This window comes from Streptomyces sp. NBC_01171, assembly GCF_045039805.1.
Taxonomy (GTDB): Bacteria; Actinomycetota; Actinomycetes; order Streptomycetales; family Streptomycetaceae; genus Streptomyces.
Genome location: NZ_CP108609.1, coordinates 4,627,581 through 4,647,986 on the forward strand (window position 1 = coordinate 4,627,581; position 20,406 = coordinate 4,647,986).

A 20,406-nucleotide genomic window follows, 5' to 3' on the forward strand; every position below is an offset into this window, starting at 1 on the left:
CGGCGACCCTATGCGGCTCACAGCCGCAGCTCCATCAAGGGGTCCGGCTTGGGCTTGAACCCCAGCGCCTCGTAGAGCGGGCGGGCGTCGGCGGAGGCGGTGAGCTGGATCTGCCGGGCGCCCCGCGCGCGGAACCAGGCCAGCAGCTCGTCCATGCACGCTCGGGCGTACCCCCGGCGCCGGGCACCGGGATCGGTGGCGACGCTGAAGACGAAGCCGATCGTGCCCTGCGGGTTGGTCTCGCGCCCGATCCGGTACTCGACCGTCCCCACCGCGAGCGCGGCCAGGGCCCCCGGCCGCTCCGGGTGGTCCACCACGAAGGCGGCGAAGCTGCCCGCAGGGTCGGCCAGCCGGGCGCGCAAGGTCGGCAGGGACTCCTCGTGCCAGGTCCCCGCGTCACCGCCCCCGGAGACGGAGTCGATCATCACCTGGCGCAGGCGCAGCACTTCCGGCGCGTCCTCGGGCAGGGCCCGGCGTACGAGGTTCATGCGCGGCACGCTAGCGTCCGGGCCCGGCTCCCGTCGCCGCCATTTCCGTCCGGGCCATTTCTGCCGGATACCGCTTGCTTGGAGTGCGCTCGAAGGTCATAGCGTTGAGGGCATGACGGTGATGCAGACCACGCAAGGGGTGACGGCCGGCCAGGACCTCTGCTCCGGCCCCCCGCCGCGCCATCCCCGGCCCGACGGCCAGGACCGGTACACGATCAGTGAGGTCGTCGCCTTCACCGGGCTGACCGCGCACACCCTGCGCTGGTACGAGCGGATCGGCCTGATGCCGCACGTCGACCGCTCGCACACAGGCCAGCGCCGCTACACCAACCGCGACCTGGACTGGCTGGTCTTCGTCACCAAGCTGCGGCTCACCGGCATGCCGGTCGCCGACATGGTCCGGTACGCCGAGCTGGTGCGGCAGGGCGAGAGCACCTACGACGAGCGGCGCGAGCTGCTGGAGTCGACCCGCCGGGACGTGCTCGCCCGGATCGACGAGCTGCGCGACACGCTCGCCGTGCTCGACCTGAAGATCGGTTTTTACGCCACGGAGGGGACCACCCGATGACCGACCGCATGATGCCGTCCGTACGCCTGGGCGAGACCGGCCCGGAGACCGGCGTGCAGGGCCTCGGCTGCATGGGCATGAGCTTCGGCTACGGCCCGGCCGACGCCGAGCAGTCGCGGGCCGCGCTGGAGCGCGCCTTCGACCTGGGCGTGACGCTGTACGACACGGCGGACGCCTACGGCGCCGGGGACAACGAGCGGTTCCTCGCCCCCTTCTTCAAGGCCCACCGCGACGAGGTGGTCGTCGCCACCAAGTTCGCCCTGTCCATCCCGCCGGACGACCCGAGCAGGCGGATCATCCGCAACGACGCCCCCTACATCCGCCAGGCCGTCGAGGACAGCCTCAAGCGGCTCGACGTCGACGTGATCGACCTCTATTACATGCACCGTCGCGATGTGAACGTCCCCCTGGAGGAGACCGTCGGCGTCATGGCCGACCTGGTGCGCGAGGGCAAGGTCAAGCACCTGGGGCTGAGCGAGGTGACCGCGGGGGAACTGCGCACCGCGCACGCCGTGCACCCCATCGCCGCCGTGCAGTCCGAGTGGTCCCTGTTCAGCCGGGACATCGAGGCGCAGGTGGTCCCGGCCGCCCGCGAGCTGGGCGTCGGCCTGGTCCCTTACTCTCCGCTGGGCCGGGGCTTCCTCACCGGCGCCTTCACGGACGCGGCCAAGGAGCTGACCGACGACGACTTCCGCCGCTCCCAGCCCCGCTTCACCGGTGACAACGCGACCGCCAACGCGGCCCTGCTGGAGCCGGTGCGCCAGGTGGCCCAGGCGCGCGGGGCGACCCTCGGCCAGGTCGCGCTGGCCTGGGTGCACCAGCGGGCGGCGGTGCACGGCCTCGCGGTCGTCCCGATCCCGGGCACCCGCAAGGCGGACCGGGTCACCGAGAACGCCGGTGCCGCGCACCTCGTCCTCACCGAGGAGGAGCTGGCCCTGCTGGAGCCGATCGCCGCGCGGGTCGCGGGGGACCGGTACGCCGACATGACGTTCACCTCGGCGGGCCGGGAGCATTAGGGGGTGTCTTGTCGATCAAGCCGGGCTCGCGGCGTCCGGCACCCCTGACGGCTACAGCTCCGCCAGCAGCTCGGCCTTCTTCGCGGAGAACTCCTCGTCGGTCACCAGACCGGCCTGGTGCAGCTCGCCCAGGTGGCGGATGCGCTCCGCGATGTCGGCCGGGTCCCGCCGGGGCGCGGCCGGGATCGCGGGCACGGCGCCCCGGGTCCGTACCGCCGCGAGGACGGCCGCCGCGAAGGGCAGCGACTCGTGCACCGGCCCGTAGCCGAGCCCGAAGACCACGGCCTGCGCGTCCTGGTCCGGCGGCACCGGATCGGCGGCGCCCGCCGGGTCGTTCGGCAGCAGCCGGAGGTACCCCTCGAACGCCTCCGGTGAGCGCCACTCCACCCCGCCGAGGTCCGCGACCGCGAACCTCTGGTCGCCCGCCTTCCACTTCGCCGACGACGCACCCGTCCACGACCAGCGGAAACGCACCGAGGTCCCGTCGAAGGACGCCTTCCCGTCGTACGCCTTGAAGCGGAGCGGCGCCTCGGGGGCGCCGATCAGATACCGGTCGGCGGGACCGGACTCGGTCAGCGTGGCCTTCAGCTCGTCGGCGTAGTACTCGGCCAGCGTCTCCCGCTCGGCCGGCAGGACCAGCCGGTACGGGTCCAGGCCCTCGGGAAGCTGGCCGGCCGCCGCCTCCAGCAGCGGGTCGGCTCCGGCGCGCGGCTGGAGGCGCAGCACGACGGTGCCCCGCCTGCCCTCGGCCAGGCTCACGCCCTCCAGCGCGGCGAGCGGCACCCGCCGTTCACCGAGCGCCTGGAAGAGTTTCGGTGTGCGTATCCCCCGTTCGTAGCGGATGAGCACGGAGTCTGAGTCGAACTCCCAGACGGCATGAAAACCCGCCAGTACGTCACCCATGCGGCTCATCGTATGCGGCACTTGTCCCTCCGTCGCCACCCGCGCGGACCGCACTTCCTGCTGTTTCTACGCGCGTCCGGCGGCGGGCGCGTCCGGCACGTCGGCCCGGCACGCCTCGTCCGCGCGGGCGCACGTCACCGACCCGTACGCCCCCACGCCGACCTCGGCGAGGTTGCGCAGGCTGTCCGTGCCCGGCTGGAAATAACCGGCGTGGCCCTGCGCGTCGCGCGAGGACAGCACCCGCGCGCCGAACGCGCGGGACACCGGGTCGGCGCCGTGCCCGAGGCCGCCGACCTCCAGGTACGGCACGTCCTGCACCCAGTCGGTGGCGTCCCGCATCGCCCACACCCGGGCGGTGCGGTTCAGGTGGGCGGCGCTGGCGGCCCGCATGCCGGGGCTCGCGGCCACCGCGATGTCGCTGACCCGGCGGGGCATGCCGGGCGCGGCGACCCCGCAGACCACCGAGCCGTAGCTGTGGCAGAACATCGACACCTCGGCCCGGCCGGGCAGCCCGCGCAACAGCGCGTTCAGCCGGACGGCACCGTCCACCGCGCGCATCGCGGTCGCCGCGTCCACCCCGAGCCCGGCGGGCGCGGTGTAGTCGGCCCAGGCGATCACGGCGGTACGGGTCGCGGGCGCGGCCTGCCGCTCGGCGGAGTACAGCGACTTGGCCATGCCGACCGGGGCGCTGTACGGGCGGTAGGACTTCTCGAAGGTCAGCAGGTCGGTGTCCACACCGGGCACCACCACGGAGATCCGCTCGGCCCGGCGCAGGTCGCCGAACACCTCGGCGATCCGGCCCGAACCCTCGGGGTCGAAGGCGAGGATGTGCCGCTCGGGCCGCATCAGCGCCTCGTACCGGTGCATCCGGCGGGCCGCGTCCTGCTGGCCGGCGGTACTGAGCCGGTTGTCGTGCACGCGGCGCGACTCCACGTCCCGCTCCCGCTCCAGCGCCACCCGGTTGGCCTCGTAGCGCAGCGACACGGGGGCGCCGTTCATGTTGCCCACCGCCAGCGGGTAGCGCGTCGCCAGGTCGTGGCGGTCGTGAGCGGTGAGCGAGCCGAAGAACCGGGCCAGCCCGGCCGGGGCGGTGTTCGCCGGGTCCGGCAGGGGCTTGCCGTGCACGCTGTCGCGCACCCACGCGGCCAGGGAGGACCGCAGCGCGGTCGACTCACGGTGGGTGTGCAGCGCCGTCCAGCCGGTGGTCGCGAGCATCACGAACACGACGGCCAGGGCGAGCAGGGCGCGCCATACGCTGAGCTGGGGGGAAATGCCGAAGGAAGTCACTGGGAGGACACACTAGGAGAACGGAAGGGTCTCGGGTCAATCGAGTGGCGGGGATCACGTTTCGTGTGCCGGGAACCGGGACACGGACGATCTTTCTAAACGATCTCGTCCGTTCCGCCAACGATTTCAGGCCGCGCGCCAGTTCCCCGTCAGCGCCGGGCCCACCTGATCGAGGTACGCCGCCGTGAGCCCCCGGATGGCGGCCAGACTGAAGTCGTCCCCGGTGCTCCACTGCCGCTCGGTGACCCGTATAACCCCGGCGAACACCGCCACCGCGAGCCGCGGCCGGGGGTCGGCGTCCACGTCGACACCCTCGCGCTCCGCGAGCAGCCCGGCGATGGTCTGCTCGGTCGCCGCCGACCGGCGCAGATGGGCGGCGAGCAGCGCGGGCGTGGACTCGATCATGCGGTACATCCGCAGGTACAGCTCGACCGGGACGACCGACTCGACGGTCTCCCGGATGTCGTCCCAGCCCTCCAGTACGGCCTGCCGCAGCGCCTCCATCGGCGGCTCGTGCGGCGGCCGGGCGCGGACGGCGGCGACGAAGTGGGCCTCCGTCATCTCCTGCACGGCGAAGGCCGCGTCCTCCTTGCCCGCGAAGTACCGGAAGAAGGTGCGCTGCGAGACGTCGACGGCCTCGGCGATCTCGTCGACGGTCGTCCGCTCGTACCCCTGGGTGGTGAACAGTTCGAGGGCGGCGCGCACCAGCGCCTCGCGGGTACGCCGCTTCTTGCGCTCGCGCAGCGTCTCCATGGCCTCTCCCTGTACGTCCTTCCAGATCAGCCTATGCGGTCGAGTGAACGACGGTCATATGTCAGCCGCTGACTTGTGAATGCGTTTGTCAAGTGTCAGCGACTGTCACTAGCCTCATTACATGACTAGTCAGACCACCATCGACAAGACGGGACCGGAGGACGGGTCACCCACCGATGCGTCGCCGCGGCCCTCGTCCGGGCTGCGCGGGCACCCCTGGTTCACCCTGATCACCGTCGCCGTGGGCGTCATGATGGTGGCCCTGGACGGCACCATCGTGGCCATCGCCAACCCGGCCATCGCCAAGGACCTGCACGCGAGCTTCTCCGACGTGCAGTGGATCACCAACGCCTACTTCCTCGCCCTCGCGGTCGCCCTGATCACCGCGGGCAAGCTCGGTGACCGCTTCGGGCACCGGCAGACCTTCCTCATCGGCGTGACCGGCTTCGCGCTGGCCTCCGGCGCCATCGGCCTGTCCGACAGCATCCCGATGGTCGTCACCTTCCGGGTCCTCCAGGGCCTGTTCGGCGCGCTGCTGATGCCGGCCGCGCTCGGCCTGCTGCGGGCCACCTTCCCGGCCGAGAAGCTCAACATGGCGATCGGCATCTGGGGCATGGTCATCGGCGCCTCCACCGCCGGCGGCCCGATCCTCGGCGGTGTGCTGGTCCAGCACGTCAACTGGCAGTCGGTGTTCTTCATCAACGTGCCCGTCGGCCTGCTCGCCCTGCTGCTCGGCACGCTGATCCTGCTCGACCACCGCGCGGAGAACGCCCCGCGCTCCTTCGACCTGCCCGGCATCGCCCTGCTGTCCGGCGCCATGTTCTGCCTGGTCTGGGCGCTGATCAAGGCCCCGACGTGGGGTTGGGGCGACGGCCGGACCTGGGGCTTCATCGGCGCCTCGGCGCTGCTCTTCGTGGTCTTCGCCTGGTGGGAGACGCGGGTCGCGGAACCGCTCATCCCGCTCACCCTGTTCCGCTCGGTCCCGCTGTCGGCGGGCGTGGTGCTGATGGTGATGATGGCCATCGCCTTCATGGGCGGCCTGTTCTTCGTGACCTTCTACCTCCAGAACGTGCACGGCCTCAGCCCGGTCGACGCCGGTCTGCACCTGCTCCCGCTCACCGGCATGATGATCGTCGGCTCTCCCCTGGCGGGCTTCGCCATCACCAAGCTGGGCCCGCGCATCCCGCTCGCGGGCGGCATGACGCTCACCGCGGTCGCCATGTACGGCATGTCCACCCTGAAGGCGGACACCGGCAGCGCGACCATGTCGATCTGGTTCGCCCTGCTCGGCCTCGGCCTCGCCCCGGTCATGGTGGGCGCCACCGAGGTCATCGTCGGCAACGCCCCGATGGCCCTCTCCGGTGTGGCGGGCGGTCTCCAGCAGGCGGCCATGCAGATCGGCGGCAGCCTCGGCACCGCCGTACTGGGCGCCGTCATGGCCTCCAAGGTCGACAACGACCTGCCGGGCAACTGGACCGGCGCGGGCCTGCCCCCGCTGACCCCCACTCAGCTCGACCAGGCGTCCCAGGCCGTCCAGGTCGGCGTGGCCCCGGTGACGAAGCAGATGCCCCCGGCGATCATCGCGAAGGTCACCGACGTCGCCCACGACACCTTCATCTCCGGCATGAGCCTCGCCTCACTGGTCGCGGCGGGCGTCGCGGCGGTCGCGATCCTGGTAGCCCTCCTGACCCGCCGAGGCGTGAACGCGGAGGCGGGCGCAGGAGTGGGCCACATCTGAGGTCAGGACACTGGTGGCGTTTTGAAGGGGCGCGGGGAACCGCGCGACCAGCCACAACGGACCGGCAGCCGCGCGATCACCGAAAGCAGGAACGGTGATCGCGCGGCCACGCCCCAAGCCGCGCGGCGCTACGCGTCGCCGCCGGCAGCTCCAGGCGCCGCAGCCTTCACGTCCAGCAACCGGTACCGATCGATCGCCTGCTTCAGCACAGACCGATCGATCTTCCCCTCCTTGGACAGCTCCGTCAGCACAGCCACCACGATCGACTGCGCGTCGATGTGGAAGAACCGCCGAGCCGCGCCGCGAGTATCCGCGAACCCGAACCCGTCCGCGCCAAGCGACTGGTAGGGACCGGGCACCCACCGCGCGATCTGATCCGGCACCGACCGCATCCAGTCGGACACCGCCACGAACGGCCCTTCCGCCCCGCCGAGCTTCCGGGTCACGAACGGCACCCGCTGCTCCTCCTCGGGATGCAGCATGTTGTGCTCCTCGCAGGCCACCGCCTCCCGGCGCAGCTCGCTCCAGGAGGTCGCCGACCACACGTCCGCCCGGACGTTCCACTCGTCGGCGAGGATCTGCTGCGCCTCCAGCGCCCACGGCACCGCGACGCCGGACGCCATGATCTGCGCCGGGATCGAGCCGTCGGTGCCCTCCTTCAGCCGGTGGACGCCCTTGAGGATGCCCTCCACATCCACGTCGGCCGGCTCGGCCGGGTGCCGGATCGGCTCGTTGTAGACGGTGAGGTAGTAGAAGACGTCCTCGCCGTGCGGGTGCTGCTCGTCCCCGCCGTACATCCGGCGCAGCCCGTCCTCCACGATGTGCGCGATCTCGTACCCGTACGCCGGGTCGTAGGCCACGCAGGCCGGGTTGGTGGAGGCGAGGAGCTGGGAGTGGCCGTCCGCGTGCTGGAGGCCCTCACCGGTCAGGGTCGTACGGCCGGCGGTCGCGCCCAGGACGAAACCGCGCGAGAGCTGGTCGGCCATCTGCCAGAACTGGTCGCCGGTGCGCTGGAAACCGAACATCGAGTAGAAGACGTACACCGGGATCAGCGGCTCGCCGTGGGTGGCGTAGGCCGAGCCGGCCGCGATCAGGGAGGCCGTACAGCCCGCCTCGGAGATGCCGTCGTGCAGCATCTGGCCGGTGGGGGACTCCTTGTAGGCGAGCAGCAGCTCCCGGTCCACCGACTCGTACTGCTGGCCGAGCGGGTTGTAGATCTTCGCGCTCGGGAAGAACGAGTCCATGCCGAACGTCCGGTACTCGTCCGGCGCGATCAGCACGAACCGCTTGCCGATCTCCTTGTCCCGCATGAGGTCCTTCAGCAGCCGCACGAACGCCATGGTGGTGGCGATGGACTGCTGGCCCGACCCCTTCTTCACACTCGCGTACGCCTTCTCGTCGGGCAGTGCGAGCGGCTTGGAGCGCACGACGCGCGTGGGCACGTAGCCCCCGAGCGACTTGCGCCGGTCGTGCATGTACTGCATCTCCTCCGAGTCGCGGCCCGGGTGGTAGTACGGCGGGGCGCCGGACTCCAGCTCGCGGTCGCTGATCGGCAGGTGCAGCCGGTCGCGGAAGCCCTTGAGGTCGTCGACCGTCAGCTTCTTCATCTGGTGGGTGGCGTTGCGGCCCTCGAAGTTGGGGCCCAGCGTCCAGCCCTTGACCGTCTTGGCCAGGATCACGGTCGGCTGGCCCTTGTGCTCCTTGGCCGCCTTGAACGCTGCGTAGATCTTGCGGTGGTCGTGGCCGCCGCGGCCCAGGTGCAGGATCTGGTCGTCGGTCATGTTCTCGACCATGGCGCGCAGCCGGTGGTCGTCACCGAAGAAGTGGTCCCGGATGTAGCCGCCGGACTCGGTGGCGTACGTCTGGAACTGGCCGTCCGGGGTGGTGTTCATCCGGTTGACCAGCACGCCGTCCCGGTCCTGGGCCAGCAGCGGGTCCCAGCTCCGGTCCCACACCAGTTTGATCACGTTCCAGCCGGCGCCCCGGAACTGGGACTCCAGCTCCTGGATGATCTTGCCGTTGCCGCGCACCGGGCCGTCGAGGCGCTGGAGGTTGCAGTTGACCACGAAGGTCAGGTTGTCCAGCCCCTCGCGGGCGGCGATGGACAACTGGCCCAGCGACTCCGGCTCGTCCATCTCGCCGTCGCCGAGGAACGCCCACACGTGCGAGTCGGAGGTGTCGGCGATGCCGCGCGCCTCCATGTACCGGTTCATCCGGGCCTGGTAGATCGCGCCGAGCGGGCCGAGGCCCATCGAGACGGTCGGGAACTCCCAGAAGTCCGGCATCGAGCGCGGGTGGGGGTAGCTGGACAGCCCGTCCGGGAACTTGGAGTGCTCCTGGCGGAACCCGTCGAGCTGGTTCTCCGAGAGCCGGTCCAGCAGGTACGCGCGGGCGTAGATGCCCGGTGAGGCGTGGCCCTGGAAGAAGACCTGGTCGCCGCCGTCACCGCCGTCCTTGCCCCGGAAGAAGTGGTTGAAGCCCACGTCGTACAGAGAGGCGGAGGAGGCGAAGGTGGCGATGTGGCCACCCACGCCGATGCCGGGGCGCTGGGCCCGCGAGACCATCACGGCCGCGTTCCAGCGGGTCGCGTTGAGGATGCGGCGCTCGATCTCCTCGTTGCCGGGGAAGAACGGCTCGCTCTTGGTGGGGATCGTGTTGACGTAGTCCGTGCTGCGCATCTCGGGCACGGCCACGCGCTTCTCGCGGGCCCGTTCGATCAGCCGCAGCATGAGATACCTGGCCCGCTCCCGGCCACGCTCGTCCACGGCGGCGTCGAGGGAGTCGAGCCACTCCTGTGTTTCCTCGGGATCGAAGTCAGGAACCTGACTCGGAAGGCCGCCAATGATGATCGGATTGCGATCGGAACCGGAAGCCACGCTGTTCCTTACCTGTCGGAGGGACCTGCCTACACCGTTCCCCATCGTGTACCTGGGGAACGTGGTACGTCATCCACTGGTTCTCTTCGTTCCCCCGCGCCCCGACTCGCCACCCCGTCGGCCACCCGGATCGTCACCCGGTCAAAACGCAACGATACGCCCGGGGTGTGACGGGCATGGCAAAGTTGTTCGATGGGCGTATCGACGGATGATTCCGAAGTGCGCATAAGGGGCACATCGGTGTGATGTGGTTCTCGGGGAAACGGGATACGGTGCCAGGAGTGACGGCGAAGCGGCCCGGAACGTCACCGTTTCGGCGGTCAGGAGGGCCGGGTACTTGCGCGATCCGTCCCGCCCGTGTGGACTACGGCCAATGCTTCGCGCACGCGCGTGGCTCAGTTATTCACCAAGACATGATCAGGAGGCAACCCGTGAGCGCGACCGCGGACCACGCGGAGGAGCGGACGAACCCTGCCGCCAGGCTGGGGTTCCAGCCCGGACAGGTGGTCCAGGAGATCGGCTACGACGAGGACGTCGATCAGGAGCTCCGCGAGGCCATCGAGGAAGCCGTCGAAGGCGACCTGATGGACGAGGAATACGACGACGTGGCCGACGCCGTTGTGCTGTGGTTCCGTGATGACGACGGAGACCTCACCGATGTACTCGTGGATGCCACCACGTACATCGAAGAGGGCGGCGCCATCCTGCTTCTGACGCCGAAGACCGGCCGTACGGGGTACGTGGAGCCGAGCGACATCTCGGAGGCCGCAACCACCGCAGGGCTGACCGCTTCGAAGAGCGTCAGCGTCGGCAAGGACTGGAGCGGCTCGCGTCTGGCGACGCCGAAGGCCGCCAAGTCCGGCAAGCGTTAGAAAGAACGCGTCATCGCCGCGCCGTGCGGGCCGGGACTCCCCGGTCCGCCCGGCGGTCCCGGCGTGATCGCTGCGTAGGGTGGGACCGGGCGAGTGACCCGCGCTCACCCGTACGGCTCAGCGAAGGGATGCAGGACGATGGCGCTCCAGGTCGGCGACGAGGCCCCCGACTTCGAACTGAAGGACAACCACGGCCGCACCGTTCGGCTCTCCGACTTCCGGGGCGAGAAGAACGTGGTGCTCCTCTTCTACCCCTTCGCCTTCACCGGCGTCTGCACCGGTGAACTCTGCGAACTGCGTGACAACCTTCCGCAGTTCACCGACCGCGACACCCAGTTGCTCGCCGTCTCCAACGACTCCATGCACACCCTGCGCGTCTTCGGCGAGCAGGAAGGCCTGGAATACCCGCTGCTCAGCGACTTCTGGCCGCACGGCAACGTCAGCCGCGCCTACGGCGTCTTCGACGAGGACAAGGGGTGCGCGGTGCGCGGCACCTTCATCCTGGACAAGACGGGCACCGTGCGCTGGACCGTCGTCAACGGCCTGCCCGACGCCCGTGACCTGACCGACTACGTGAAGGCGCTCGACACCCTGTGAACGGCCCCGCGCTCCGCGGGAACCCGTCACTAGGATCGGCACGTTGATCCCATATCCGATGCACTACGGGGCTGTCGGCCCCTGGACACCACATGGAGGACCCGTGGGAGTCAGCCTCAGCAAGGGTGGCAACGTCTCGCTGACCAAGGAGGCTCCCGGCCTGACCGCCGTCATCGTCGGTCTGGGCTGGGACGTGCGCACCACGACCGGCACCGACTTCGACCTCGATGCCAGCGCACTGCTGCTGAACAACGCCGGCAAGGTCGGCAGCGACCAGAACTTCGTCTTCTTCAACAACCTCAAGAGCCCCGACGGCTCGGTCGAGCACACCGGCGACAACCTCACCGGTGAGGGCGAGGGCGACGACGAGCAGATCAAGGTCGACCTCGCCGCCGTCCCGGCCGACGTGGAGAAGATCGTCTTCCCGGTCTCGATCTACGAGGCCGAGAACCGCCAGCAGTCCTTCGGCCAGGTCCGCAACGCGTTCATCCGCGTGGTCAACCAGGCGGGCGGCCAGGAACTCGCCCGCTACGACCTCAGCGAGGACGCCTCCACCGAGACGGCCATGGTGTTCGGCGAGCTGTACCGCAACGGCCCGGAGTGGAAGTTCCGCGCCATCGGCCAGGGGTACGCCTCGGGTCTGCGCGGCATCGCCCAGGACTTCGGCGTCAACGTCTGACACCGTACGGCTCGCACCTCTCCGGCGCCGTTCCGCGTTTGCGGGCGGCGCCGGTGGCGCAGGAGAACCAAGAACACCACAGGGGAGGATCAGCATGGGTGTCACGCTCGCCAAGGGAGGCAATGTCTCCCTCTCCAAGGCCGCGCCGAATCTCACGAGCGTCATGATCGGGCTGGGCTGGGACGCCCGCTCCACCACGGGCGCCCCGTTCGACCTGGACGCCAGCGCCCTGCTGTGCGGTGCCGGGAACCGGGTGCTGGGGGACGAGTACTTCGTGTTCTACAACCAGCTCACCAGCCCCGAGGGCTCGGTGGAGCACACCGGCGACAATCTCACCGGTGAGGGCGAGGGCGACGACGAATCGATTCTGGTGGACCTTTCCCAGGTGCCGCCGCAGTGCGAGAAGATCATTTTCCCGGTCTCGATCCATATGGCGGACGAGCGCAACCAGTCCTTCGGCCAGGTCGCCAACGCTTTCATCCGGGTGGTCAACCGGTCCGACGACCAGGAACTCGCCCGCTACGACCTCAGCGAGGACGCCTCCACCGAAACGGCCATGATCTTCGGCGAGCTCTACCGGTATCAGGGCGAATGGAAGTTCCGTGCGGTCGGACAGGGGTACGCGTCCGGACTTCGGGGCATCGCTCTAGACTTCGGAGTCAACGTTTCGTAAAGCCGGGTACGGCGGCGGGGGAAACCTCCCCCAGACAGCGTCTGGGAGGGGCCCCCAGAAGATGATGGGGTAGCCAGTGCTTCTGAAAACCTTCGGCTGGTCTTTCGCGATCACCGCGATCGGCCTGGTCGCGGCGGTCTTCTACGGGGGGTGGAAGGCCTTCGGCATCGTGGCGATCCTTTCCGTCCTCGAGATCTCGCTGTCCTTCGACAACGCGGTGGTCAACGCCGGAATCCTGAAGAAGATGAGTGCCTTCTGGCAGAAGATCTTCCTCACGGTCGGCGTGCTCATCGCGGTCTTCGGCATGCGACTGGTCTTCCCCGTCGTCATCGTCGCCATCAGCGCCAAGATGGGCCCGATCGAGGCCGTCAATCTCGCGCTGAACAACAAGGACCGCTATCAGGAACTCGTCACCGACGCCCACCCGGCGATCGCGGCGTTCGGTGGCATGTTCCTGCTGATGATCTTCCTCGACTTCATCTTCGAGGACCGGGACATCCAGTGGCTGCGCTGGATCGAGCGGCCGCTGGCCAAGCTCGGCAAGGTCGACATGCTGTCGGTCTGCATCGCCATGATCGTCCTGCTGATCACCTCCTTCACCTTCGCCACCCACGCCCACCAGCACGGCGGCGCCCATGTCGACAAGGCCCAGACGGTCCTGATCGCGGGCATCGCGGGTCTGATCACGTACATGGTCGTCGGCGGTCTCTCCGGCTACTTCGAGGACAAGCTGGAGGCCGAGGAGGAAGCCGAGCACGAGGCCGAGGAGGAGGCCGCCCGCTCCGGCAAGCCACGCTCGGCGGTGAAGCTGGCCGGCCAGGCCGCGTTCTTCATGTTCCTGTACCTGGAAGTCCTGGACGCGTCCTTCTCCTTCGACGGTGTGATCGGCGCCTTCGCCATCACCAACGACATCGTCCTGATGGCGCTGGGCCTCGGCATCGGCGCGATGTACGTCCGTTCGCTGACGGTCTACCTGGTCCGCCAGGGCACCCTCGACGACTACGTCTACCTGGAGCACGGCGCCCACTACGCGATCGGCGCCCTGGCCGTGATCCTCATGGTCACCATCCAGTACGAGATCAACGAGGTCATCACCGGCCTGGTCGGCGTCGTCCTGATCGCCTGGTCCTTCTGGTCCTCGGTCCGCCGCAACCGCGCGATCGCGGCCGCAGGCGGCGATGCCGGGTCGAGTGAGAAGACGGAGATCTCCTCCGGGGTCTGACGACCTCGGTCGGTGGGGGTCCGGTGCCCTGATCCCGCCCCTAGGGGCAAGATCGGGGACGCGGCGGGGTGTGGCACCCCGCCGGGCGAGGAACGCTTCGAACGGGGCGGCCGACTCGGGTCGGCCGCCCCGACGGCTTTTCACGGACCAGCACCACAGCACGGAACCAGGGGGGCGGGAATGGGATTTCTCGACGGACTGCTGGGCGGCCGCACCGCCGACTTCGACTCGGGCAGCTCCGGGTCCAACGCGATCGAACTGACCAAGCGGCACCAGCAGGTGTCCCTCACCAAGCAGGGCGCGGCCACCGGAAACCTCCGGGTCAACCTGACCTGGCGGATGCGCACCTCCGACTTCGGCGGCCCCCAGCGCGGCAGCCTCTTCCGGCACCCCTTCAAGGCACTGAAACCACCGGAAGTGATGGGCCACGGCCAGAGCATGGTCAACGTCGACCTGGACCTCGGCTGCCTCTACGAACTCGCCGACGGCACCAAGGGCGTCGTCCAGCCCCTCGGCGGCTACCTGGGCGACGTCAACGCCCCGCCGTACGTCAAGCTCAGCGGCGACGACCGGTTCGGCTCCGCCTCGGGCGAGACGATGTACGTCAACCTGGACCACCGGGACGCCATCAAACGCCTGCTGGTCTTCGTGTACATCTACGACCAGACCCCGGCCTTCGACCGCACCCACGCCGTGGTCACGCTCTACCCGAGCAACGGCCCGCGCATCGAGATCGGCCTCGACGAACGCCACCCGCAGGCCCGCTCGTGCGCGGTGGTCCTGCTGGAGAACGTGAAGGGCGAGCTGATGGTCCGCCGCGAGGTGAAGTTCGTCTACGGCTTCCAGGGCGAGCTGGACCGGCTGTACGGCTGGGGGCTGACCTGGGGGCGGGGCTACAAGTCCAAGGCGGACCGGTGAGCGGGCGCTAGCGCCCGAGGAACTGCGGCCCCTGCGGCGGCAGCCGGAAGTCCGGGTCCAGCGGGGCCGCGGCGGGCGCCGGCTGGGGCTGGGGGTAGCCGTAGGCGGGCGGCGCCTGCGTCTGGACGGACTGCGGGTAGCCGTAGGTGGCCTGGCTCGCGGATGCGGGCTGCGGATAGCCGTACGCGGGCTGCGGGGCGGAGACGGGCTGCGGATAGCCGTAGGCCGGCGGCTGGGTGGGCAGCGGCGGCAGCGGTACGGGCTGCTCCGGGGGCAGCGGCACCGACCGGGACTCGTGGGGGCGCGGCTCCTCGGCCGCCGCCTCCGACTCGTCCACCGAGATGCCGAAGTCGGTGGCGAGCCCCTCCAGGCCGTTGGAGTAGCCCTCGCCCAGCGCGCGGAACTTCCAGGCGTCCCCGCGCCGGTACAGCTCGCCGCAGATCAGCGCCGTCTCCGCGCCGGTCTCCGGCTTCACCTCGAACCGGGCCAGCGGCTCGGCGTCGGTCACCGAGGCGTCGTGGACCAGCACGCACAGCGCCGGGACCCGGTCGAAGGGGACGTCGTCGGCGGAGGCCACCAGCAGGATGCGGTCCACCCCGGACTCGACCTTGGCCAGGTCCACCTGGATGGTGTCGGTCAGGCCCCCGGCGACCGGCTTCCTGCCCAGCCCCCACACCGTGCCGGAGGGGTGGCGGGGCTGGTTGTAGAAGACGAAGTCCTCGTCCGAGCGCACCCGGCCGTCGGGGCCCAGCAGCAGCGCGGAGGCGTCGACCTCGGGGACGTCCTGCCCCGGCGTCCAGCGCAGCACCGCCCGTACCGTGGCGGCGTCCACCGGGACGTTCGACCCCTTCAGCATCGCGTGCGTCATGCGGTCATCCTGCCTTCTCGGTCCTGGCCACGACAATGCGGGGGGTGTTCCACCCGACACGGGCGGGTAACCGGAAATTCATGCCGGCCGGGAACCCCCGACATGCGTCTCTACGTACTATTACCGGCCACCCTTTGCGGAAATCACAGACTCGGCGCGCCATGAGGGAGTCCTATGCGTCATTTCGGGCACATCGCCCCCGAAACGCGGGAGCGTCTCTTCCACCAGGAGCCGTGCGCCTTCACCGCCGACTCCCCGGCCAGGCTGCTCTCCGCGGCCCTCGGGGCCACCCTGTACAGCCCGGCCACCCGGCCCCGGCTCGCCGCCGACATCGTCAAGCAGACGGGCAACGGCGTGGTCTCGATGGTGCTGTGCCTGGAAGACTCCATCGCGGACGAGGAGGTGCCCGCCGGCGAGGAGAACCTGGTCCGGCAGTTCGCCGAGCTGGACACGCTCAACGCCCGCACCGGCGCCGAGCCGCCGCTGCTGTTCATCCGGGTGCGCACACCTGACCAGATTCCCGACCTGGTCCGGCGCCTCGGCCCGAGCGTCCGGCTGCTGTCCGGATTCGTGCTGCCCAAGTTCACCGAGGAGCGCGGCGTCTGCTTCCTGGAGGCGCTGAGCGCGGCCGAGACCGCGTGCGGACGGCGGCTCTTCGCCATGCCGGTGCTGGAGTCGCCCGAGCTGCTCTACCGCGAGTCCCGCGTGGAGACCCTGGAGGGCATCGCCCGCGCGGTCGGCAAGTACCGCGACCGGGTCCTGGCGCTGCGCCTGGGCGTCACCGACTTCTGCTCCTCCTACGGGCTGCGCCGTGCCCCCGACATGACCGCGTACGACGTCCAGATCGTCGCCTCCGTCATCGGCGACGTGGTCAACATGCTCGGCCGGGCCGACGGCAGCGGGTTCACCGTGACCGGGCCGGTCTGGGAGTACTTCCGGGTCCCCGAGCGCGTCTTCAAGCCGCAGCTCCGGACGAGCCCCTTCCTGGAGGTGCGCGCCGTCGGACTGCGCGAGAAGCTGATCGAACACGCCATGGACGGCCTGCTGCGGGAGATCTCCCTGGACCAGGCCAACGGTCTGCTCGGCAAGACCTGCATCCATCCTTCCCACGTGCTTCCCGTGCACGCGCTCTCCGTGGTGAGCCACGAGGAGTTCAGCGATGCCGCGGACATCCTCCGGCCGGACAGCGACGGCGGCGGAGTCCTCAGGTCCGCGTACACGAACAAGATGAACGAGGTGAAGCCGCACCGCGCCTGGGCCGAGCGGACCCTGCTGCGCGCGGAGGTCTTCGGGGTGGCCAACGAGGACGTCGGCTTCGTGGACCTGCTGACCGCCGGCGTGACCGGCTGAGCCCTCCCTCGTACAGAGCCTCCTTTTCCCCACCCCCGAGCCGCAAGGAACGCATGAAGAACGCAGTGAACGACGGCGTCTGGTCCGGCACCTGGGTCGCACGGCGACTCGGTGTCGAACTGGAGGGCGACGAGCACCTGACCGACCTGCTGGGGATGGCGCTGCGCCGCAACCCCAAGCGGGCCCATCTGCTGGTCTCGAAGGTGCTCGGCAAGCACGTCCCGCAGTCGCCCACCGTGGTCCACGGCCACGGGCTCCGGCTCGGCCACCGGGTCCGCGCCCTGCTCGGGGACGCGGAGGCGTCCCGCGCCGTCGTCCTCGGGTACGCGGAGACCGCCACCGGCCTCGGCCACTCGGTCGCGGACGGCCTCGCCCTCGCCCCGTACCTGCACTCCACCCGCCGCCCGGTCGCCGGGGTCACCCCGGCCGGCGGCTTCGAGGAGTCCCACTCCCACGCCACCTCCCACCTGCTGCTCCCCGAGGACCCAGCGCTGCTGGCCGGGGACGGCCCGCTGGTGCTGGTGGACGACGAGTTCTCCACCGGAAACACCGTCCTCAACACCATCCGCGAGCTGCACGCCCGCCACCCCCGCAACCGCTACGTGGTGGTCGCCCTCGTCGACATGCGCTCCGCCGAGGACGCCGCCCGGCTGGACCGGTTCGCCGCCGAGATCGGCGCCCGCGTCGACCTGGTCGCGGCCGCCTCCGGGACCGTACGGCTGCCCGAGGGCGTGCTGGAGAAGGGGCAGGCGCTGGTCGCGGAGCACGAGCGGGCCGATGCCGCGTCCGGCGCGGTGCCGGACGGCGAGGTGAGCCGGGTCGAGCTGGGCTGGCCGGCCGGGCTGCCGGACGGCGCACGGCACGGCTTCACCCCGGCCCACCGGGCCCGGCTGGAGGCCGCGCTGCCCGGCATGGCCGCGCGGATCGCCGACGCGCTGCCCGACGGCTCCCGCCGGGTACTGGTGCTCGGCTTCGAAGAGCTGATGTACGCCCCGCTGCGGCTCGCGGCCGAGCTGGAGCGGACCGTCCCCGCCGAGGTGCGCTACTCCACCACCACCCGCTCACCCGTTCTCGCCGTGGACGACCCCGGCTACGCGATACGCACCCGGCTCGCCTTCCCCGCCCACGACGACCCGGCGGACGGCCCCGGCGAGCGGTACGCGTACAACGTCGCGGGCGCGGGCTTCGACACCGTGGTCGCCGTCGTCGACTCCGCCGCGGACACCCCTGCCCTGCACGCCCCGGACGGCCTGCTCGCCCGGCTCGCGGCGCACGCCCCGCACGTCCTGCTCGCGGTCGTGCCCTCCCACGAGCCCCACCTTCCCGAAAGGCCGGCCATGCTGCCCGAGCCCCTCCGCGGCCCCGCCTTCTCCTCGTACGCGCCCGACGAGGTCGGCTGGCTGCTCCAGGACCTCTCCGCGGTCAGCCTGGAGGCGCCGACCGAGGAGCGCGAGGAGGCCGTGCAGAACGGCGGTGCGCACTACGCCGAGTCGCTGCCGGTCGAGTACCAGCCCAGCGAGCGGTACCAGGCGCTCTTCCACGCCGCCCTGGAGACCTCCGCCGACCGGATCGCCCGAGCGGTCGGCGTGGTCACCGAGACCGTCCTCACCGAGCGCGGCGGCACGCCGGTCCTGGTCTCACTGGCTCGCGCCGGGACACCCGTCGGCGTCCTCATGCGCCGCTGGGCCGAGCAGCGCTACGGGACCGAACTCCCGCACTACGCCGTCTCGATCGTCCGGGGCCGGGGCATCGACGCCAACGCGCTGCGCTGGCTGGCCGCGCACCACGACCCGCGCGACGTCGTCTTCGTGGACGGCTGGACCGGCAAGGGTGCCATCACCCGCGAACTTGCCGCCGCCATCGAGGAGTTCGAGCGCGCGGAAGGTGTCACCGGCTTCGACCCGGAGATCGCCGTCCTCGCCGACCCCGGCTCGTGCGTGCGCACCTACGGCACCCGCGACGACTTCCTCATACCCTCCGCCTGCCTCAACTCCACGGTCTCCGGCCTGATATCGCGCACCGTGCTCCGCGCCGACCTGGTCGGCCCGGACGACTTCCACGGCGCGAAGTTCTACCGCGAACTCGCCGGCGCCGATGTGTCGGTGGCCTTCCTCGACGCCATCTCCGCCCGCTTCCCCGAGGTCCGGGACGAGGTGGACGCGGCCGTCAAGGAGCTGCTCGCCGAGGACCGCACGCCGACCTGGGAGGGCTGGCGGGCCGTGGAGCGGATCAGTGAGGAGTTCGGCATCCACGACGTGAACCTGGTGAAGCCGGGCGTCGGGGAGACCACGCGGGTGCTGCTGCGCCGGGTGCCCTGGAAGATCCTCGCCAAGGCGGACGCGGGCGCCGACCTCGACCACGTGCGGCTGCTCGCCGAACAGCGCGGGGTGCCGGTGGAGGAGGTCGACGACCTGCCGTACACCTGCGTCGGGCTGATCCACCCCAAGTACACGCGGGGTGCCACGGGTGCCGACGGCCGGGCGGTGAACGTCTGATGCCGGTGCTGGTGGCCAGCGACCTCGACCGCACCCTGATCTACTCGGCGGGCGCCCTCGCGCTCACCATGCCGGACGCCCGGGCGCCGCGGCTGCTCTGCGTGGAGGTGCACGAGGCCCGCCCGCTGTCCTTCATGACGGAGACGGCGGCCGCGCTGCTGACCGAGCTGGCGGACGCGGCGGTGTTCGTGCCGACGACCACCCGCACCCGCGCCCAGTACGGGCGGATCAACCTGCCCGGACCGCCCGCCCGGTACGCGATCTGCGCCAACGGTGGCCATCTGCTGGTCGACGGGGTCACCGACCAGGACTGGCACGCCTCGGTGCTGACCCGGCTGGCCGACGAGTGCGCGCCGCTCGCGGAGATCACCGACCATCTGCGCCGGGCCTCCGACCCGGTATGGCTGCGCAAGCAGCGGGTGGCGGAGGACCTGTTCGCGTACCTGGTGGTCGAGCGGGAGCTGCTGCCCGGGGACTGGGTGGGCGAGCTGGCCGAGTGGGCCGGGGAGCGGGGCTGGACGGTGTCGCTCCAGGGCCGCAAGATCTACGCGGTCCCGCAGCCGCTCACCAAGGGCGCGGCGGTGCGTGAGGTGGCCCGGCGGACCGGCGCGGAGCTGACGCTCGCGGCCGGGGACTCGCACCTGGACGCCGACCTGCTGCTGGCCGCCGACCGCGGCTGGCGGCCCGGCCACGGCGAGCTGGCCGACAGCGGCTGGGCCGCGCCCCTGGTCGGCGCGGTGGCCGAGCGGGGCGTACTCGCGGGGGAGCGGATCACCCGCGAGTTCCTGCGGGTGGCGCGGGGCGCGGTGGTCCCGGCGCGGCTGCCGGCGTAGCGGTACACACCGCGAAACGGCACCGGACGCCCGTCCGGTGCCGTACTTGTGTCCTGCTCAGCCGCAGCAGCCGCCCCCGCAGCAGCCGCCGCCCCCGCCCGAGGGGGCCGGAGCGGCGGAGGAGCCGCCGACAGCCACCGCCGACAGCAGCTTGACCGTGTCGTCGTGGCCCTCGGGACAGGTGGCGGGCGCGGCGGACTCCGCCATGGGGCGGCTGAGTTCGAAGGTGTCGCCGCAGGTCCGGCAGCGGTACTCGTAGCGAGGCATGCG

19 protein-coding genes are annotated in these 20,406 nt (G+C 70.7%); 12 read left to right on the forward strand and 7 right to left on the reverse strand.

Features of this window, described 5'->3' with window-relative positions:
- Positions 1–17: 17 nt before the first annotated feature.
- Positions 18–488, reverse strand: a complete 471-nt coding sequence (locus tag OG448_RS21290) for a GNAT family N-acetyltransferase (protein ID WP_405556024.1) — start codon at positions 486–488, stop codon at positions 18–20.
- Between the two features lie 112 nt (positions 489–600).
- Between OG448_RS21290 and OG448_RS21295 the strand changes: the two genes are divergently transcribed.
- Both OG448_RS21295 and OG448_RS21300 read left to right on the forward strand, forming a co-directional pair.
- Positions 601–1,056, forward strand: a complete 456-nt coding sequence (locus tag OG448_RS21295; RefSeq protein WP_405556025.1) for a MerR family transcriptional regulator — start codon at positions 601–603, stop codon at positions 1,054–1,056.
- Positions 1,053–2,072 (forward strand): aldo/keto reductase, encoded by a 1,020-nt coding sequence (locus OG448_RS21300; protein WP_405556027.1) that lies wholly within the window; start codon positions 1,053–1,055, stop codon positions 2,070–2,072. Before OG448_RS21295 ends, OG448_RS21300 begins: the two co-directional genes overlap by 4 nt.
- 51 nt (positions 2,073–2,123) lie before the next feature.
- On the opposite strand, the gene OG448_RS21305 is transcribed toward OG448_RS21300, so the two are convergent.
- From OG448_RS21305 to OG448_RS21315, 3 genes are all read right to left on the reverse strand, one after another.
- Positions 2,124–2,975, reverse strand: coding sequence for a DUF4429 domain-containing protein (locus OG448_RS21305; protein ID WP_405556028.1), 852 nt, complete (start codon positions 2,973–2,975; stop codon positions 2,124–2,126).
- 66 nt (positions 2,976–3,041) lie between these two features.
- Positions 3,042–4,262, reverse strand: a complete 1,221-nt coding sequence (locus OG448_RS21310; protein ID WP_405556030.1) for an alpha/beta hydrolase — start codon at positions 4,260–4,262, stop codon at positions 3,042–3,044.
- Positions 4,263–4,388: 126 nt separating this feature from the next.
- The gene (locus tag OG448_RS21315; RefSeq protein WP_086695842.1) at positions 4,389–5,015 is read right to left on the reverse strand and encodes a TetR family transcriptional regulator; all 627 of its coding nucleotides are present in this window, start codon (positions 5,013–5,015) and stop codon (positions 4,389–4,391) included.
- A gap of 121 nt (positions 5,016–5,136) precedes the next feature.
- Between OG448_RS21315 and OG448_RS21320 the strand changes: the two genes are divergently transcribed.
- On the forward strand, positions 5,137–6,753 hold the full coding sequence (locus tag OG448_RS21320; protein ID WP_405556032.1) for an MFS transporter: 1,617 nt from the start codon (positions 5,137–5,139) through the stop codon (positions 6,751–6,753).
- 128 nt (positions 6,754–6,881) lie between these two features.
- Here the strand turns inward: OG448_RS21320 and aceE are convergent, their stop codons facing one another.
- The gene (aceE, locus tag OG448_RS21325) at positions 6,882–9,629 is read right to left on the reverse strand and encodes a pyruvate dehydrogenase (acetyl-transferring), homodimeric type (protein WP_405556033.1); all 2,748 of its coding nucleotides are present in this window, start codon (positions 9,627–9,629) and stop codon (positions 6,882–6,884) included.
- Positions 9,630–10,060: 431 nt separating this feature from the next.
- Here aceE and OG448_RS21330 point away from each other — a divergent pair, with 431 nt between their 5' ends.
- From OG448_RS21330 to OG448_RS21355, 6 genes are all read left to right on the forward strand, one after another.
- The gene (locus OG448_RS21330) at positions 10,061–10,501 is read left to right on the forward strand and encodes a DUF3052 domain-containing protein (RefSeq protein ID WP_018545328.1); all 441 of its coding nucleotides are present in this window, start codon (positions 10,061–10,063) and stop codon (positions 10,499–10,501) included.
- Positions 10,502–10,639: 138 nt separating this feature from the next.
- Positions 10,640–11,098: a peroxiredoxin gene (locus tag OG448_RS21335; protein WP_086695839.1), complete on the forward strand. Its 459-nt coding sequence runs from the start codon at positions 10,640–10,642 to the stop codon at positions 11,096–11,098.
- 103 nt (positions 11,099–11,201) lie between these two features.
- Positions 11,202–11,777: a TerD family protein gene (locus OG448_RS21340; protein WP_086695838.1), complete on the forward strand. Its 576-nt coding sequence runs from the start codon at positions 11,202–11,204 to the stop codon at positions 11,775–11,777.
- A 94-nt stretch (positions 11,778–11,871) separates the two neighbouring features.
- On the forward strand, positions 11,872–12,450 hold the full coding sequence (locus tag OG448_RS21345) for a TerD family protein (RefSeq protein WP_030808086.1): 579 nt from the start codon (positions 11,872–11,874) through the stop codon (positions 12,448–12,450).
- Positions 12,451–12,526: 76 nt separating this feature from the next.
- Positions 12,527–13,672, forward strand: coding sequence for a DUF475 domain-containing protein (locus tag OG448_RS21350; protein WP_391291610.1), 1,146 nt, complete (start codon positions 12,527–12,529; stop codon positions 13,670–13,672).
- 180 nt (positions 13,673–13,852) lie between these two features.
- Complete coding sequence (locus OG448_RS21355; RefSeq protein WP_405556035.1) at positions 13,853–14,590, forward strand: Tellurium resistance; 738 nt, start codon at positions 13,853–13,855, stop codon at positions 14,588–14,590.
- Between the two features lie 7 nt (positions 14,591–14,597).
- On the opposite strand, the gene OG448_RS21360 is transcribed toward OG448_RS21355, so the two are convergent.
- Positions 14,598–15,458 carry a TerD family protein gene (locus OG448_RS21360; protein ID WP_405556037.1) on the reverse strand — a complete coding sequence of 287 codons (861 nt, stop codon included), beginning with the start codon at positions 15,456–15,458 and terminating at the stop codon, positions 14,598–14,600.
- 174 nt (positions 15,459–15,632) lie between these two features.
- Between OG448_RS21360 and OG448_RS21365 the strand changes: the two genes are divergently transcribed.
- The 3 genes from OG448_RS21365 to OG448_RS21375 are packed head-to-tail and all read left to right on the forward strand — an operon-like array spanning position 15,633 to position 20,136.
- Positions 15,633–16,808, forward strand: a complete 1,176-nt coding sequence (locus OG448_RS21365) for an HpcH/HpaI aldolase/citrate lyase family protein (protein ID WP_405556039.1) — start codon at positions 15,633–15,635, stop codon at positions 16,806–16,808.
- 53 nt (positions 16,809–16,861) lie between these two features.
- The gene (locus tag OG448_RS21370) at positions 16,862–19,303 is read left to right on the forward strand and encodes a phosphoribosyltransferase (RefSeq protein WP_405556041.1); all 2,442 of its coding nucleotides are present in this window, start codon (positions 16,862–16,864) and stop codon (positions 19,301–19,303) included.
- The gene (locus OG448_RS21375) at positions 19,303–20,136 is read left to right on the forward strand and encodes an HAD family hydrolase (protein WP_405556043.1); all 834 of its coding nucleotides are present in this window, start codon (positions 19,303–19,305) and stop codon (positions 20,134–20,136) included. Before OG448_RS21370 ends, OG448_RS21375 begins: the two co-directional genes overlap by 1 nt.
- Before the next feature lie 57 nt (positions 20,137–20,193).
- Here the strand turns inward: OG448_RS21375 and OG448_RS21380 are convergent, their stop codons facing one another.
- Positions 20,194–20,403 carry an FmdB family zinc ribbon protein gene (locus tag OG448_RS21380; protein WP_391291604.1) on the reverse strand — a complete coding sequence of 70 codons (210 nt, stop codon included), beginning with the start codon at positions 20,401–20,403 and terminating at the stop codon, positions 20,194–20,196.
- Positions 20,404–20,406 lie beyond the last annotated feature (3 nt).